General features: G+C 56.1%; 10 protein-coding genes. 3 read left to right on the top strand and 7 right to left on the bottom strand.

What is annotated here, in order from left to right:
- Positions 1-12 precede the first annotated feature (12 nt).
- Complete coding sequence (locus tag FrondiHNR_RS12830) at positions 13-1,542, bottom strand: ABC transporter substrate-binding protein (RefSeq protein WP_279353159.1); 1,530 nt, start codon at positions 1,540-1,542, stop codon at positions 13-15.
- A 204-nt stretch (positions 1,543-1,746) separates the two neighbouring features.
- Between FrondiHNR_RS12830 and FrondiHNR_RS12835 the strand changes: the two genes are divergently transcribed.
- On the top strand, positions 1,747-2,946 hold the full coding sequence (locus FrondiHNR_RS12835; RefSeq protein WP_279353160.1) for an ROK family transcriptional regulator: 1,200 nt from the start codon (positions 1,747-1,749) through the stop codon (positions 2,944-2,946).
- Between the two features lie 78 nt (positions 2,947-3,024).
- On the opposite strand, the gene FrondiHNR_RS12840 is transcribed toward FrondiHNR_RS12835, so the two are convergent.
- The 5 genes from FrondiHNR_RS12840 to FrondiHNR_RS12860 form a co-directional block, all read right to left on the bottom strand.
- On the bottom strand, positions 3,025-5,022 hold the full coding sequence (locus FrondiHNR_RS12840) for an LPXTG cell wall anchor domain-containing protein (protein WP_279353161.1): 1,998 nt from the start codon (positions 5,020-5,022) through the stop codon (positions 3,025-3,027).
- A gap of 596 nt (positions 5,023-5,618) precedes the next feature.
- Positions 5,619-6,275, bottom strand: coding sequence for an LPXTG cell wall anchor domain-containing protein (locus tag FrondiHNR_RS12845; protein WP_279353162.1), 657 nt, complete (start codon positions 6,273-6,275; stop codon positions 5,619-5,621).
- Positions 6,276-6,723: 448 nt separating this feature from the next.
- Positions 6,724-7,152 carry a leucine-rich repeat domain-containing protein gene (locus FrondiHNR_RS12850; RefSeq protein WP_279353163.1) on the bottom strand — a complete coding sequence of 143 codons (429 nt, stop codon included), beginning with the start codon at positions 7,150-7,152 and terminating at the stop codon, positions 6,724-6,726.
- Positions 7,153-7,613: 461 nt separating this feature from the next.
- Entirely contained in the window at positions 7,614-8,858 is a 1,245-nt protein-coding gene (locus tag FrondiHNR_RS12855) for a M20 family metallo-hydrolase (protein ID WP_279353164.1), read from the bottom strand.
- Between the two features lie 50 nt (positions 8,859-8,908).
- Entirely contained in the window at positions 8,909-10,564 is a 1,656-nt protein-coding gene (locus FrondiHNR_RS12860; protein WP_279353165.1) for an amidohydrolase, read from the bottom strand.
- Between the two features lie 103 nt (positions 10,565-10,667).
- Between FrondiHNR_RS12860 and FrondiHNR_RS12865 the strand changes: the two genes are divergently transcribed.
- The gene (locus tag FrondiHNR_RS12865; RefSeq protein WP_279353166.1) at positions 10,668-11,792 is read left to right on the top strand and encodes a PucR family transcriptional regulator; all 1,125 of its coding nucleotides are present in this window, start codon (positions 10,668-10,670) and stop codon (positions 11,790-11,792) included.
- Between the two features lie 423 nt (positions 11,793-12,215).
- Positions 12,216-13,490: an MFS transporter gene (locus FrondiHNR_RS12870; protein WP_279354563.1), complete on the top strand. Its 1,275-nt coding sequence runs from the start codon at positions 12,216-12,218 to the stop codon at positions 13,488-13,490.
- Positions 13,491-13,567: 77 nt separating this feature from the next.
- Here the strand turns inward: FrondiHNR_RS12870 and FrondiHNR_RS12875 are convergent, their stop codons facing one another.
- Positions 13,568-14,998, bottom strand: a complete 1,431-nt coding sequence (locus tag FrondiHNR_RS12875) for a dihydrolipoamide acetyltransferase family protein (RefSeq protein WP_279353167.1) — start codon at positions 14,996-14,998, stop codon at positions 13,568-13,570.
- Positions 14,999-15,049 lie beyond the last annotated feature (51 nt).

The raw sequence follows: 15,049 nt of genomic DNA on the forward strand, positions 1-15,049 counted from the left end.
TGGTGTCCTCCGCTACTTTGCGGGAGAGTAGTTGTAGATTGAGGGCACAACCTGCTCAACCTGGGTCTCAACCTTCACCGTGTCCTTGGAGTAGACAAGAGCGTCAACCCGGTACCACGGGGCAAACCAAGCCTGATCGACCAGGTATTGGTTCAGCTCCTGAGCCAGGGGAACCGACTCCTCCTCGCTCGCGTCACGAATCTCGTCGATCAATCGCGACACTTCGGGATCGCTTGTAGACAGTGCGTTAAAGAGCGCTTTGGGTGCGATCAACTGGTTAATGTTCACCCAGGTGCTCGGCTGGAAAAGCTGCATCCATACGATCGGATACTTGCCCGAGGTAACCTCGCTGATATATTCGTTGATCGGCACCTCAACCAGGTTGAGGGTGATATCCACCGCAGCCATCTGCTCCACCATCACCGCCGTGAGGGCCGGGTCGGCCACGCTGGCCGTGGGAAAGCTGACCGAGAACCCACTGGCGTATCCCGCCTCGCTCATGAGTGCTCGTGCCTTCTGCGGGTCATAACTGTAGGTGGAGTTCAGCGCCTCATCGTAGGCGGTGGCACCGGGGCCAAACACCTGGCCTGTTGAGGTGCCTCGCCCCTTTTGAATCTCCTGCAGGATCGCCCCACCGTCAACGGCATGGTTGATGGCCTGCCGTACCCGCACATCCGCAAGCGCCGGAACTATCTGGCCCTCCCGATCGTGGATAATGAATCCCTGCCAGTCCACCTGTGCAGTGTGCGGAACGAACCCGGCTCCCTCTGCCTGCGCCGCGGTTTTGGAGTCGAGCAGGGCAACGTCGACCTGGCCACTCACGAGGGCGTTGTAGCGGGCGGTGACGTCGGGGATGGGCTTGATGATAATTTTGTCGTACTGTTGCAGCTCGGGCTGCCAGTAGTCTTTGCTCTTAATATAGGTGTACTGCGAACCCACAACCGTGGAGGACTTGTCGAGGGTGTAGGGTCCCGACCCCACGGGATTCGTTTTAACACCCTCGGTGCCGATTACTGCGGGGCTTGCCATGAGGCCCGCCGCGTTGCTCAGGTAGCTGAGGAGTGCGGGGTCGGGGGCGTCAAGGGTGATCGTGAGGGTGGTGTCACCGTGCGCCTCCACCGAGGTAACCGCGTCCAGGGTGTGTCCCTGCGGCCCGTTTCCCGTACGGAAGCGCTCCAGGTTTGCCTGCGCGGCGGCGGCGTTAAACTTTTCGCCGTCGCTAAAGGTGACGTCGTCGCGGAGGGTCAACGTGAGAACCGTGCGATCCTCGTTGTATTCCCACTCGGTAGCGAGCATCGGTTCAAGGTCTCCGTTGGGAAGTCGCTGGATGAGGGTGTCGTAGACGGCCTGGTAAAAGGGCATACGGTGTCCCTCCTGAGCCTGACTCGGGTCAAGGGAGACCGGCTCGAGCAGAGATCCGAGCGTCAGGGTTGTGTTGCCACTCGCGCCGCCTCCGTCTCCACCGTTAGAGGAGCAGGCTCCAAGTACCAGTAGAGCCGCAGCTCCGAGTGCAACCAATGAACTTTTTTTACCTAACACCACTGTTAGCTCCCTGTTGATGAGTTTGCGAGTTCACACGCGTGGAGCTTCTGCGCACCCTGCGTTCACAAAGACTACACCACTTTTGACTGTTAATCATCATAAGATGGGAATAAATTAATGACTTATTCGCTTGACTAAGTCAAAATTAGTTCTCCGACAACAGATTACTTTCATCAAAAAACATAAGAATGCTTTAATTGAGGAATGCATAAGAATACCGTCGCCTTAAAACAAACACGGGTTAAAACCGGTGATCTCCTTCAGCTCATGCTTGACGGAACGGCCCGAACAAAAACAGAGCTCATCGAGCTCACGGGCCTTGCCCGGTCAACAGTAACCGGACAGGTTGACCAGCTTGTGAGCCTCGGGCTTCTGCGCGTGGGTGGAGAGTCTTCCTCCACCGGCGGCCGACCCCCCTCACGCTTTGTGTTTAATGAAAAAGCCAGCATCATCGCGGGAATAGACCTGGGGGCAACCCACGGAATAGTTGCTCTCGCCGATCTGAGCGGAACCCTGATCGACAGCGAAAGATCATCAATCCACATCACGGAGGGACCCCACAGGGTTCTCTCCTGGGCCACCAAAACCCTCACCAAGCTCCTCAGCAAGAACAACCTGACTGAGGCCTCGCTCGGCGGCATCGGAATAGGAGTTCCCGGACCCGTCGAGTTTTCCACGGGACGCCCCATCAGCCCTCCAATCATGCCGGGCTGGGATAAATACGATATTCCCGCCCACATCCAAACCCAATTTAACGTGCCCGTTCTTGTTGACAACGACGTTAACGTGCTGGCGGTAGGGGAACACAGTACCGTGTGGAAGGACACCAGCGATTTTATTTTCGTGAAGGTGTCCACCGGGATCGGGGCCGGAATCATATCGGGCGGCGCTCTCCAGCGCGGTTCCCAGGGTTCCGCCGGTGACCTAGGAAACGTTGCCGTCCCCTACAGCACAGACTCACCCCGCGATCCACTCGACCAACGAAACCTCGAGAGCATTGCGGGCGGACCCGCAATTGCCGCCCAACTCAAAGAGGCGGGACTCGACGCCGAGGGAAGCCACGATGTCGTTCAACTCCTGCAATCCGGCAACCCCGAAGCTATCGCGGCCACCCGCCAAGCGGGGCGGGAGCTCGGCGAGTCACTCGTGTGGGTCGTCAGCCTCCTTAACCCCTCGGTGATCGCGATTGGTGGATGCATCTCACGAGCCGGTGAACACCTTCTTGCGGGAGTTCGCGAGGTAGTGTACAAAAAGTCCATTCCACTGGCCAGCCAACACCTCACGATTGTGCAGTCGCAAACCGGCTCCCTCGCCGGAGCCCTCGGGGCCACCATCATGGTTACCAAACATATTCTCTCTCCGGAATATGTTGATGCACTGCTTGAAAAACAGGCGGTGGAATAACCAGGCGATCAGGGGGCTGCTGGAGAAAACCCCTCCAGCAGCCCCAGCCGTGTGGATGTTTTTCTGCGAAATAGCTCGCTAACGCTCCGCAGGATTCCGGCGACGCCAGAGAAGTATTCCCCCCACGGTCAGAAGTAGCGCGGTTCCCGCAACCAAAAGCTCCGTGTTCGCGGAACCGGTTTTGGCTAGGCTAGCCGAGTCCTCAGCGGCGGACGAACCCGTCACCTGGGCCGCAGCGTTCAGCACACCCTGATCGTTTGGCTTTTTCAACCGCTCAATTTCAGCCTCAAGCTCGGCAATTCGCAGTTTTAGAGCGTCTCTTTCTTCCGTTGTTGCCTCATAATTCTGTTTGAGACCGTCGAACTCTTCTTGTAATTGGGCAAGCTGAGCCTCGAGCTCAGCAACCCGCGACTTCAGGGCCGCGATCTGAGCCTCAAGCTCGGCAATCCTTGCCTCCAAAGCCACAATCTGAGCCTCAAGCTCCTGCTTCTCGGCCTCCAGGATCACAATCTGAGCCTCAAGGTCACTAATATCTCCCTCAAGGCCACTAACCTTGTCCTCAAGATGACCGATCTGAAGCTCAAGATCAACGATTCTTCCCACATGAGTTCGAACTTCCTCTGAAAGCCCCTGCTTCTCGGCCTCCAGGATCACAATCTGAGCCTCAAGGTCACTAACCTTACCCTCGAGCTCATCAACTTTGCCCTCAAGGCCACTAACCTTACCCTCAAGATCATCAACTTTGCCTTCAAGGCCGTCAACCTCTTCCTCAAGATTGCCAACCATTTCCTGTAGGTCCGCAACCTGATTCAAGAGTTCCTGCTTCTCGTCCTCTAGCACCGCAGTCTGGGCCTCAAGCTCAGCAACCCGCGACTTCAGGGTGTCTCTTTCCCCCGTTACGGTTTCAAGGTTCTGCTTCAGAGTGGCAGCTTCTCCCTGCAACTGGGTAATCTCGGCCTCAAGCGCCTCAACCCTTCCTTGCATAGCCGCAACCTGATCCACAAGCCCCTGCTTTTCACTCTGCAATTGCGTAATCTGAGCCTCAAGCGCAGCAACCCGTAACCTCAGAGCACCGTTCTCTCCCGTTGCTGTCTCAAGATTATTCCTCAGGTTGTTGAGTTCCCCTTGCAGCTGCGTAATCTGAACGTTAAGTTGGGCAATCTCTCCCTGCAGAGCCACTACCTGATTCGCAAGCGTTTGCTTCTCATTCTGCAATGTCACAATCTGATTCTCGGCAGCAGTGAGATTCAACTTCAACGTTGCAATCTCATCGTCTTTATTCGCATTATCCTGACGCAATTTTTCTATCTGAGCCTCAAGCTCTCGCTTCTCACCCTCAAGGACTGCAATGGCATCCTTGGATAATCCGGTAAGGTAGTCAGCTAGTTCCCCAATAGGACGCTTCTGCAGGTGAATAAGAATCGCTCCCATGGAGTTCTCGGTTGGGGTGTCAATAACGTGCCCCTTCATCTCAATAGCTATGGTTTCGGCGTGAGGGAATTGCGCCAAAACCAATATGTTTCGGATACCGTTTCCCACAATTCCCAAAGTGGTGAGGTTCGGAAGTTTTATCAGTGGCGCTAAGTCCGTAATTTTGGTTCGGCTTATATACAACGTATTGAGCTTGGTCAGCTTCACCACGGTTTTCAACGCGTCGTCCTCAACCTCCGTATCCGTCAGGCTGAGATAGGTAAGGTCGCTAAAATTCTCCAGGAACTCTACGTTCTTCGCCTTTGTGGACCACAACTCCAAGTGTGTGAGTTTTTTCAGGCCGTATATGGGCGTAAAGTCCTCAACAGCATTGTCCCCAAGAATTAGGTAAGTGAGGTTGGTAAAAGCTTCTAAACCACTAATGTCTTTAATGCCCGACTGTTGTAAATCAACTTTTGTGAGACCTAGCGCCTGCGCGACAGTGATTGGCGCATTAGCAGCCTGATTCAGCGCTGTATTCAGTCTTTTGCGAAGAGCGGGATCGGGAATATGTATCTCTTGTGCGCTCTTTAGATCTGTGAGATTTTGTTCTTCACCTATTGGAGGAGTCTGTTCAGCAGCGGCAGGCGCTGTTCCTAAACCCATCCAGAGTAGGCCTCCCACCAGCAGGATGCCCCCCCACCCTCTTCTTTAACATCATTTTTGTCCTTCTTAGCCTTGCATCGGAGTTGTTGTTAAAAAATGCGCGCCGAGGGCGCAGTGGGGGGTTATTAATCTAAATCACTATTTATTTTTAATAAAATCCATAATGCTTTAGATTTTTATGAATTAGGAATTTTTGCTCTCGCAAACACTGCTTGAGCAATAAAGCCAATGCAACCCTATATGAACATGAGTGATTAATCTATTTTCTGTACGGAAACGAAATATATAATAAGCTTCGACCTGAAGCTATCGTCACGTAAGCAAATCTTCCCTGTAAAAATATTGCTGAAATTTAATCTTTGATCACCTTAATCAAAAGCAAAAAATTTCTGACAGGTGGGTGTTTTATTCAAACCGGGACACATAACGCGTTCCTTAAAAATGTAGGAAGCTAAAGATAAACCCGACGAATAAACTTATAAAAACGGGTGAGGGGCTGTCAGACGGGAAATCCGCTGACAGCCCCTCACCCGGGCTATCGCCTCGCTATAGGTTGGACATAAAGCTCAGGCCCAACTCTTATAGCGAGATAAAGCTTATTGAGTCTCTGCTGGCCGTCGCCGAAGGCGAAGAAGCAGCACTCCAGCACTCAACAGCAGGGCAACTCCAGCAGCTAACAGTCCCCCAATATCAGAACCGGTTTTAGCCAGGTTAGCTGAACCTTTCGCATCCACCGTCGAAGCACCCTGCGGGGCTGAAACATCCGCACCCGTTGATACATTGTCCGAACCGGCTGCACCAGTGGCGTTTCCCGACGAGTTTCTCTCCTGGGCACCGTCGGAATTTTTACCACTCAAAGTCTTATCCAACTCAAGCACATTCTTCAGGTCGCTACCGGGAAACAGTTTTTTAAGCGCGTCTTCCAGTTCCTTAACTCGAGTCTTCAAGCTCTCAATCTCCTGCAGCAACTCATCTCGCTTTGTTTCAAGAACTTTCTTCTCGTCTTCAAGCGCCTTGATTTTTCCGTTCAGAGATTCCTTCTCACCCTCCAAAGTTGTGATCTTCTCTGCAGCCGTCGCGTCACCCTGAGCCTTCTGCTCGTTCAGTCGCTTAATCTCGACCTCACGATCCGCGAATTCCGATTGCAGCTTATCTCGTTCGCGTTCCAAGTTTTTGCCCGCAACCTCAAGTTGTTTATTCGTTTCCCTCAACTGATCGATCTTAGTCTCAAGCTCCTCGTTCTGCTCAGCCAAAGACTTATTCTTATCCTCCAACTTAGCAAGCTGCTCCCGAGCCTCCTTATCACCCTCAACCTTCGAATCCTGCAACTCCGAATATTTTCTTGAATCTGTTCTTCCAACTCTTCGATTCGATGCTTGGCACCCCTAAGTTCTGACTTGAACGCGTGTATCTCAAGGTATTGACTCTCAGCTACCTGGTGAATCGCTTGGTTTTCTTGCTGCAATCTCCCTTTTTCGATCTCTAAGGGAGCGGTAACGCTACCTGCATGTACTTTGAGAAGTTTGGCTAAATCCTCGATCGTACGATCCTTAGCCTGCAGGTATGCGTATGTAGCAATTGCGCTCAAAGAGTTCATCGGCAAAATCTTTGAGGCATCACTCAATATCTCTATCTTAAGAGGTTTAGTCTTACTAAGATCCTCCAGAACAGATATGTTATCGATATCGTTGTTTATTATGCCTAGCCTCTCGAGCCACAGCAAATCTTTAACTGCGCGAGATCTTTGATGCCGGTTTCACTGATGTACAGATCATGAAGATGTTTCAGTTCCTTCACGGTTTGCAGTGCAACGTCTCCAAGGTTCTGATTACCCGAGAGATTCAAGTGCGCAAGGTTCTTGAGGTTTGCCAGAGGCATCACATCCGTAATCTGATTACCCTGCAACTCTAAAAACGTGAGTTTTGTGAGGCTTGCCAGGGGTTTTAGATTCGTAACAGAACGATTCCCAAGGCTAAGCTTGGTGAGGCTAGTAAAGGCTTCTAGCCCAGAAATATCCTTAATAGCAGCGCCATTATTAGCACTAAGCTCCGTGATAGTACGTGCCTGATCAACAGTAATTTGTGCACTATCGCCCTGTCCAAGCTTGCGGTTCAGCAGTGCTCGCAGCACACTGTCGGGAATATTTACATTCTATATTCCCGAAGTTTGGGCAAAAGTAACTTGTTCCTGCGCTGGAGCCTGCTCAGCAGCAGCGGGCATTACCCCCAACCCCACACCGAGCAAACCGCCCGAAACAACTCCCCCCCCCATAAGAGTTTTTTAATCTTATTCATTATATTTATACCTATATCCTTGAGCATTTAAGTTCTTATTCAATGATCACTTGTGTATGCATCATGGAAAACAGGCGTGGGGGGGAACGGCCTTTCCGGTCATTGATATTTATTGAAGATATTCTTGTTATTTTTCCTGAACTTATAATTAGACTGGATAAAATATGTGAAACAAGATGCGCGATGCACAACAAAAGCAATGATAATCTATAGCACCCATAGTCGACAATGATTATCAGTAATTTTTAGGATTTTATAGCACAGTACCCGTGCGCCCGTTCACTCAGGATGAGGAATTCACGCAGGGTTCCCCGACACCAAACGCCCCAATACCTCGGTGAGTAGCCTAACCCCGCGTAGCGCATCACCATCACGCGTCAATTCCATCTCATTATGCGAGATACCCGCCACGCTCGGCACAAAAAGCATAACGGTAGGAACAACATCCTTAAGGTTTGTGGAGTCGTGGCCCGCAACCGTCATTACCTCGGTGTAGCTCAGGCCCAACTCACGCGCCGCCGAACGGGCCAGGGCAACCCCGGCAGGCGGGTAAGCCAAAAGACCCCAGGAGTGTGTGGGCTCCACCAAGACACGAGTGCGTGACCGGGCCTCGCACTCCGCAACGCGCACGGCAAGCATCTCCACCGCCCGGGCCAGCACGGCCTCATCCGGCGAACGCAGATCCACATTCATGGTGACCTCGCGGGCAACCGTCACGGGCGAGTTGGGAAGAACATAAAGTTCAGACACCGAGGAGTGTAGCCTGCCCGGCTCAAACTCCTCGGTGAGTTCGCGAACCGCCGTGATGATGAGAGATGCCCCGTACAGCGCATCCTGCCGATCCTCCATTCGTGTTGATCCCGTGTGCGATTGCGAACCCACAACCCGCACCCGGTACTTGCTTGCCGCCCACGTACGATCAACCAAACCTATGTTGATACCGCTGTCTTCGAGAACCCGACCCTGCTCGATGTGGATCTCAGCATAGTGGGCCACCTCGCTCAGAGTGGGGGCCGGGCCGTGTGCTACCGTCCCACCACCGAGCGCCTCAGCAACCGTCACTCCGACATGATCGCGGGTGGCCAGGGCCTTTTCAAGGGGAAGCTTTCCGGTAAAAACAGAACTCCCCATCAGGCTGGGTGCAAACCGGCTTCCCTCCTCGTTAAACCAGTTCACGACGGCCACGTTGAATTGGGGATTCAGGGTCTGGTCAGTAATCTGATCGAGAACCCGGGTGGCAGCATACGCTCCGGCGAGTACCCCGTATGCTCCGTCGTACCGCCCGGCAAGCGGTTGCGAGTCCAGGTGAGAACCCACCAGCACCCAGGGTCTCCCGGGCAGCAGCTCACACATCCCAAATTGATTGCCGATTGCGTCAACGGACTCGGTAAATCCGTGCCGCGCCAACCACCCGCTGAACCAGGCCCGGGTTTTGTGGTCCTCCGGCGTTGCGGCCTGTCGATCAACACCCCCACCGGGTGTTGCCCCACAGACTGACATCTCCGCAAAGTCTGCCAAGAATTGCTCATCCGTTAGCTTCATCTCCCACCCTCCTGATACCTGAAGACCGTCCATTACCTGTTGCCCGCACACTACCGCGCGCGAAGCCTCTCACTCCCCCACACCACCGCGCCACCCACCACGGTAGCCACCACCTCAATCCCGGCGATTTCGCCGGGCAAAACCCCTGACGGATCATCCGAGAGAAACACCAGATCGGCAAGCATCCCCGCCCTCACCGCGCCCTTACGCTCAGCCCACCCGGTTGCCGCAGCGGAACCAACCGTATAGGCAGCAAGTGCCTCGGCGGCGGTAATCCGCTCGTCAGCCCCGTACACAACGCCGTCGGGCGTAATCCGCTCGACAAACGACTGCATCACGTTAAGTGGTCTCCCGTAGGACACGGGCCGATCCGAGCTAGCGGGCAACACAGCGCCGCGCAGCAATAGGCTCTTTGCAGGGTAGGACCACCCCGTGCGCTCGGGTCCCAGCAGTGATGCCATACCGTCACCAAACCGGGTGATGAAGTGCGGCTGCGGAACCACGGCAATGTGGGCATCCGCAATGCGACCCAGCTGATCGGGCCGCACCACCCCTCCGTGCTCGATACGATTGGGAAGCGCCGCCCGTCCATACAGTTGCTGCGCCCGCTCAATGATGTTGATGGCGTGATCAACCGCGCGATCCCCAATGGCGTGTATTGCAAGCGCCCACCCACCCCCGTACGCCTCCAGGGCAGAACTCAGCAGATCCTCCTCACTCATCTGTAGGTAACCGTGGTTGTGGGGGCACCCCACATACCCTTCCGTCATATAGGCTGTGCTACCCAGCAGAGAACCATCGCTGAAAATTTTAACGGGGCCAACGCTGAGCCACTCATCGCCCAGCCCGGAACGGATGCCGCCCCCGAGCCCCCGCGCGAGCGGATCGTCCTGATGTCCAACAAGCGGTTGTAGGGCATCAATCGAGACCATGAACTGCATGCGCGTACTCAAAATGCCCGCATCCCGGGCACCCTGATACGCGGCAATTTCACGGGGACTGTGACCGATCCATCCGCCAGCGATTCCAGCATCCGTCACGCTTGTAATACCCTCGGACACGTAGTGGGTGGTGGCCAGATCAAGCGCACGCTCAATTGTTGCGAGAGGGTAGGGAAGCATCACTTTTTGCACCAGCTCCATCGCGGTTTCTTCAAGAAGCCCCGTGGGGCGACCCGACCGGTCGTGTTCAATAACCCCTCCCACAATCGGCTCCGAGAGGCCCTCGAGAAGAGCAAGCGCGGCACCGTTCACGGTATACGCGTGCCCCGAAGCGTGTTTAATCCATACGGGTCGCCGGCCGGATGCCCGGTCAAGTCTGTCACGATCCGGTTGTGCACCCGTGAGCAACGGGCTGAACCCGGAAGCGATCACCCACTCATCCTCGGCAAGGGAGGAGGCCGCCGCGTGAATCGTCTCGTAGAGTTCATCAAGCGAAGTGATGTTGCTCAGATCCGTTTCGATAAGTCCCAGGCCAAACCACACGCTGTGAGCATGGGCGTCGTTAAATCCAGGAGTAACGATCATTCCCTCGGCATCAATGATGCGGGCGGGTGACAGGAGCGCCGGGTCGGGGTCTACCGCCAGAATCACACCACCGTGCACCACCACGGAACTCGCACGGGGACGCGCCGAATCCTGGGTGAGTATGCGGGCGTTCACAATAAGAAGATCAACACTGAGCGTTCCTCGCGACGTTATTGGCATACTCCCCATTCAACCTCGACAAAATACCCAATTCAATGGCAAAAATACACCGATAAACACTTTCTTGTTATGCTTCTGCATAATTTTGGAAAGGCCAGCGCCCATGAAAACCACACCCCCGGAACCCACCTGGGATACCCTGATAACCCGACTCGACAGCGAAAAGAACGCCCTGGTTGAGGATTTTCTCACGCGCTTCATACGGTTCCACGGCTACCAACCAGGACTCGTCGACGCAGAGGATGTGCGGAGTACCGCCGTGGACACCATGGACATGTTTATTCTGCAGCTTGCCCACAAACCGCTTCCCGCCTCCCTGGCAGATCTTCCGCACAGGCTCGGTACCCGGCGAGCGCGGCAGGGGGTTGCCCTGGAGGCTTTTCTGGAGGCGATTCGAGTCGACTTTCGCGTTCTCTGGAAGGCCCTCAAACGGGTCGCGGAGCCGGACTCCCTGCACCTTCTGGTGGACAACGTCGAGCTTATTCTTAACACCGTTGAGGCCTATGTAAGCCAGGTGCAGCAGGCTTTTCTGGCGGAGGAAACCCGCCTGACCCAGGATCACCGACTCGCACGGGAACGCACCCTCTCGCGTCTCTTTAACAGTTCCTCTCTCGGCGATGCTGCCCTGCGTGATATCGCCTACACGCTCGGTGTTCACGAAGATTCAGAGTACGAACTCCTTGCCGTCACCGGCGAAAGTATGGCCGGGGTGGTGAACCTGTACCGCGAAGCTCCCGATGTTCATCTCTACGATCAGGGCAGCGCAATCATCGTTTTTCGAGAAAAAACCTCAATCACGGGATGGTCTGACACAAACACCGGTCTCACGGGCGGATACCGCGAACGGATACGGGGCCTCGCAGAAATTCCGGATGCAGCAACCACCGCCGTGCTGCTCGCGAGTACCCACGAGGGATTTGTCACCGTGGAGGACGCGTGGCTCACCATCGCCCGGGCACACCTGGAGAGCGCTATCCCCCGATTTAGCGAGGATGTTCTGGAAAATCTTCGCCAACGCACGCCCCACGAGCAGCAACGACTCATTCAGGTCGTGTGGGAGTTTGCCCGCACCGGTTCCGTCAAAGACACCGCACAGAATCTCTTCTGCCACCGCAATACGGTGATCAATAGGCTGCACACCTTTCAGGAGCTGACCGGGCTCGACCTCACAATTCCCGTGGATGCTGCCCGCGCCCTAGTCGTGCTGAGCGGCAGCGACTCACCGTGACCTGAGCGGCAGCGAGTCACCGTAACCTGAGTGGCAGCGGTTCAGCCCCAGCAACTCGCAGACAAGCTCACCCGCAACGACCCGGTAGCAACAGCTCGCGGACACCCCGGTAGCAACAACTCGACCCCGTTGTTCAATTGCACATCAGGCCCCCTTAATCTGGATGATTTGCGCCATTGTTCGCGCGGCACGCGTCGTCTAGGCTCTAAGACTAATCGTAAAGTGCACGTAACCCACAGCACCGGTTACTCAGAGACGAGTCCCACTCACCACACTGCACAGAGACGTTCATGAGAGGCGTACTTTTTACGCCCCGAAAGGTATAACACGGTGTCCCCCAGCAACCCAAAGAGCACGCCCCTCGACAATCACAAGGCCGCCGCCCGTCCCCTCACCACCGTCAGCGGCGCAGAAGCCGGAAAGATCGCCCGCGCAGCCTTTGTGGGAACCGCCCTGGAGTGGTACGACTACTTCCTCTTTGGCACAGCCGCCGCCCTTGTTTTTAACCGCCTATTTTTTACCGAGCTTGACCCCACCGCCGCACTGCTCGCAGCCTTTGCCACGTTTGGCGTGGGCTTTGCGGCCCGTCCGCTCGGCGCAATCATCTTTGGCTATATCGGTGATCGCTACGGTCGCAGACCCGCGCTACTCACCACCATCGTGATGATCGGTGTGGCAACCGGGCTCATCGGTCTCCTCCCCGACTTTGGCGCTATCGGGTTGGCGGCGCCAATCCTCCTGGCCGTTTTGCGCCTGGTGCAGGGCCTGGCCGTGGGCGGCGAGTGGGGAGGCGCAGTGACCATGGCGGTGGAGCACGCCCCCATCGAAAAACGGGGACGCTTTGCCGCGCTTGTGCAGGTGGGTTCTCCCGTGGGAACGCTCATGTCTTCCGGTGCGTTCTCGCTGGTTTTGCTCTTTCCGAGCGAAACCTTTGACGCGTGGGGCTGGCGCCTTCCCTTTCTACTGGCCTTTCCGCTTCTGCTGATAGCCCTGTGGATTCGTATTCGCGTGGAGGAGTCCCCCATTTTTCAGGACCTCCTGGCTCAGCAGGACACCGTTAAGGTTCCCGTTCTGGAAGTTTTCCGCCGCGCCTCCGGCCGTCTCCTCGTGGCCATCATGTCCGCGCTGCTCGGCGTAGGCGGCTTCTATATGATCACCACGTTTGTGACAAGTTACGGAACCAACACCCTCGGTGTTGACCGGCAGATTATGGTGAACGCCACACTCATCGCCGCGGTGTGTCAGATCTTTGTCACCCTCTACGCCGGGCGGCTCTCAGAAAAGTTGGGTCCCGGAAAGGTCACCATGTGGGGAGGCCTCCTCACGGCCGCAGCCGCGTTCCCCCTCTTTTGGATGATCGACACGGCAGAACCGGCGATGATTATCATCGCGATTTCCCTCGGTATCATGCTCATCGCGGTGGCCTATGCCGTGAGCGGGGCACTACTCACGGAGTTATTTCCGCCCCGGCTGCGCTACTCGGGAGTTGCCCTCGGCTACAACATTGCGGGCGCAACCAGTGGCTTCATGCCGCTGATCGCCACCGCAATGCTCGCCGTCTCGGACAATCGCTCCTGGGGTGCCGCGCTCATCCTGCTCATTATTGCGCTCATCACCGCAGCCGGTGGGGTGCTGGGTGAACGCCTCCGCCTACACGACAAACGCATCGTGGTGGATGATTCAAAAACTAGAACCTGATGATGTCGGCGGTCACCACACTCGCACTGAGTGGGTCACTGCTCACCTCTTCGGACTCCCACCGGGGAACTCGGGTACTAGTCCAGCAGCAGCGCCGGCTCCTCGATGACGCTGGCCACGTCGGCCACAAAGCGGCTGGCCACATCCCCATCAACCACGCGGTGATCAAACGAGGCACCAATCGTGGTCACAAACCGGGGACGCACCTCGCCGTCAACCACCCAGGGCTTCTGCTTGATCGTTCCGAGCGCCACAATCGCGGCCTCTCCCGGGTTCAGGATGGGGGTGCCGGTGTCCATACCAAACACACCAATGTTGGTGACGGTGATGGTTCCGTGAGCCATGTCCACGGGCTGTGTGCGGCCATCGCGCGCGGTGAGGGTGAGCTGCTCAAGGGCTTGAGCCAGTTGCAAGAGACTCAGCGATTGGGCTTCTTTCACATTGGGTACGATAAGACCTCGCGGGGTGGCCGCCGCAACCCCGAGGTTCACAAAGTGACGCACAATAATTTCTTCGTCGGTCCACGCCGAGTTCACCGTCGGGTTACGGCGAACCGCCCAAACAATGGCCTTTGCCATGATGAGCAAGGGGGAGACCTTGACCCCGGCAAAGTCGGGAGACGACTTCAGTCTCTTCACAAACTCCATGGTGCGGGTGGCGTCCACATCAACAAAAACGCTCACGTGCGGTGCTTTAAAGGCGCTGTCAACCATGGCGTTTGCGATGGCCCTGCGCACGCCCCGCACGGGGATGCGCTCCTCGCGGTCATCCGGGGTCTCGGGGGTCTGAATGTTGCGGAACACACTCGCCTGTGAGGCGTGGCGCACAACATCGTCTCGTGTGATCTCACCGGCAAGACCCGTGGCCTGAACAGTTGAGAGATCCACGTCCAGGTCTTTGGCCAGCTTGCGAATGGGGGGCTTTGCGATCACGGGCGCGGCGTGCGCGGCGGGAACCGAGTTCGGGCGTACGGGGGTGGCATGCCCCGCCCGGCGACGACGGCTTGATGCGCTGCCCGCCGTTCCGTAGCCCACCAAAACCGCACCGGGTTTCTCCCCGGCTGGGCTTTCGGTAACCGGGGATACCACCGACGCGGCACCGCCCTCCGCTACCGCGGCATCACGCGTTTGTGATGTCGCACCCGTGTCGTGTCCCTCGGCAGCGATGGTACCTACAACGTCCCGCTCCGCCTGAGCAAACTCTGAGCCGTGCACCGAATCAGTTGCCGCTGCGGGTGCTGCGGGAGCAGCGGCCTGGACGCCCCCGGGCGAACCGCTCACCGTAAAGATGGGAGTACCAACGGCTATCGTTGCTCCCTCCTCTATGAGTATCTTGGTGACGGTTCCCGCAAGCGGAGAGGGAAGCTCCACAAGAGACTTCGCTGTTTCAATCTCAACAACCACCTGGTTAATCTCGATCCGGTCACCAACCGCAACGTGCCACGAGACAATTTCGGCCTCGGTGAGGCCTTCGCCAACATCCGGCAATAAAAACGGTGTTTCGCTCATTGTTTACTCCTTGGGAGGGACTATAAAAACTCTAGTGGTTGGGGAAGAACA

The organism is Lysinibacter sp. HNR (assembly GCF_029760935.1).
In the GTDB taxonomy this organism is placed as follows: domain Bacteria; phylum Actinomycetota; class Actinomycetes; order Actinomycetales; family Microbacteriaceae; genus HNR.

Coding starts and splice junctions, on each gene's coding strand:
- FrondiHNR_RS12865 (WP_279353166.1), top strand. CDS start 10,668: ATGAAAACCACACCCCCGGAACCCACCTGGGATACCCTGATAACCCGA.
- FrondiHNR_RS12860 (WP_279353165.1), bottom strand. CDS start 10,564: ATGCCAATAACGTCGCGAGGAACGCTCAGTGTTGATCTTCTTATTGTG.
- FrondiHNR_RS12835 (WP_279353160.1), top strand. CDS start 1,747: ATGCATAAGAATACCGTCGCCTTAAAACAAACACGGGTTAAAACCGGT.
- FrondiHNR_RS12855 (WP_279353164.1), bottom strand. CDS start 8,858: ATGAAGCTAACGGATGAGCAATTCTTGGCAGACTTTGCGGAGATGTCA.
- FrondiHNR_RS12840 (WP_279353161.1), bottom strand. CDS start 5,022: ATGGGTTTAGGAACAGCGCCTGCCGCTGCTGAACAGACTCCTCCAATA.
- FrondiHNR_RS12875 (WP_279353167.1), bottom strand. CDS start 14,998: ATGAGCGAAACACCGTTTTTATTGCCGGATGTTGGCGAAGGCCTCACC.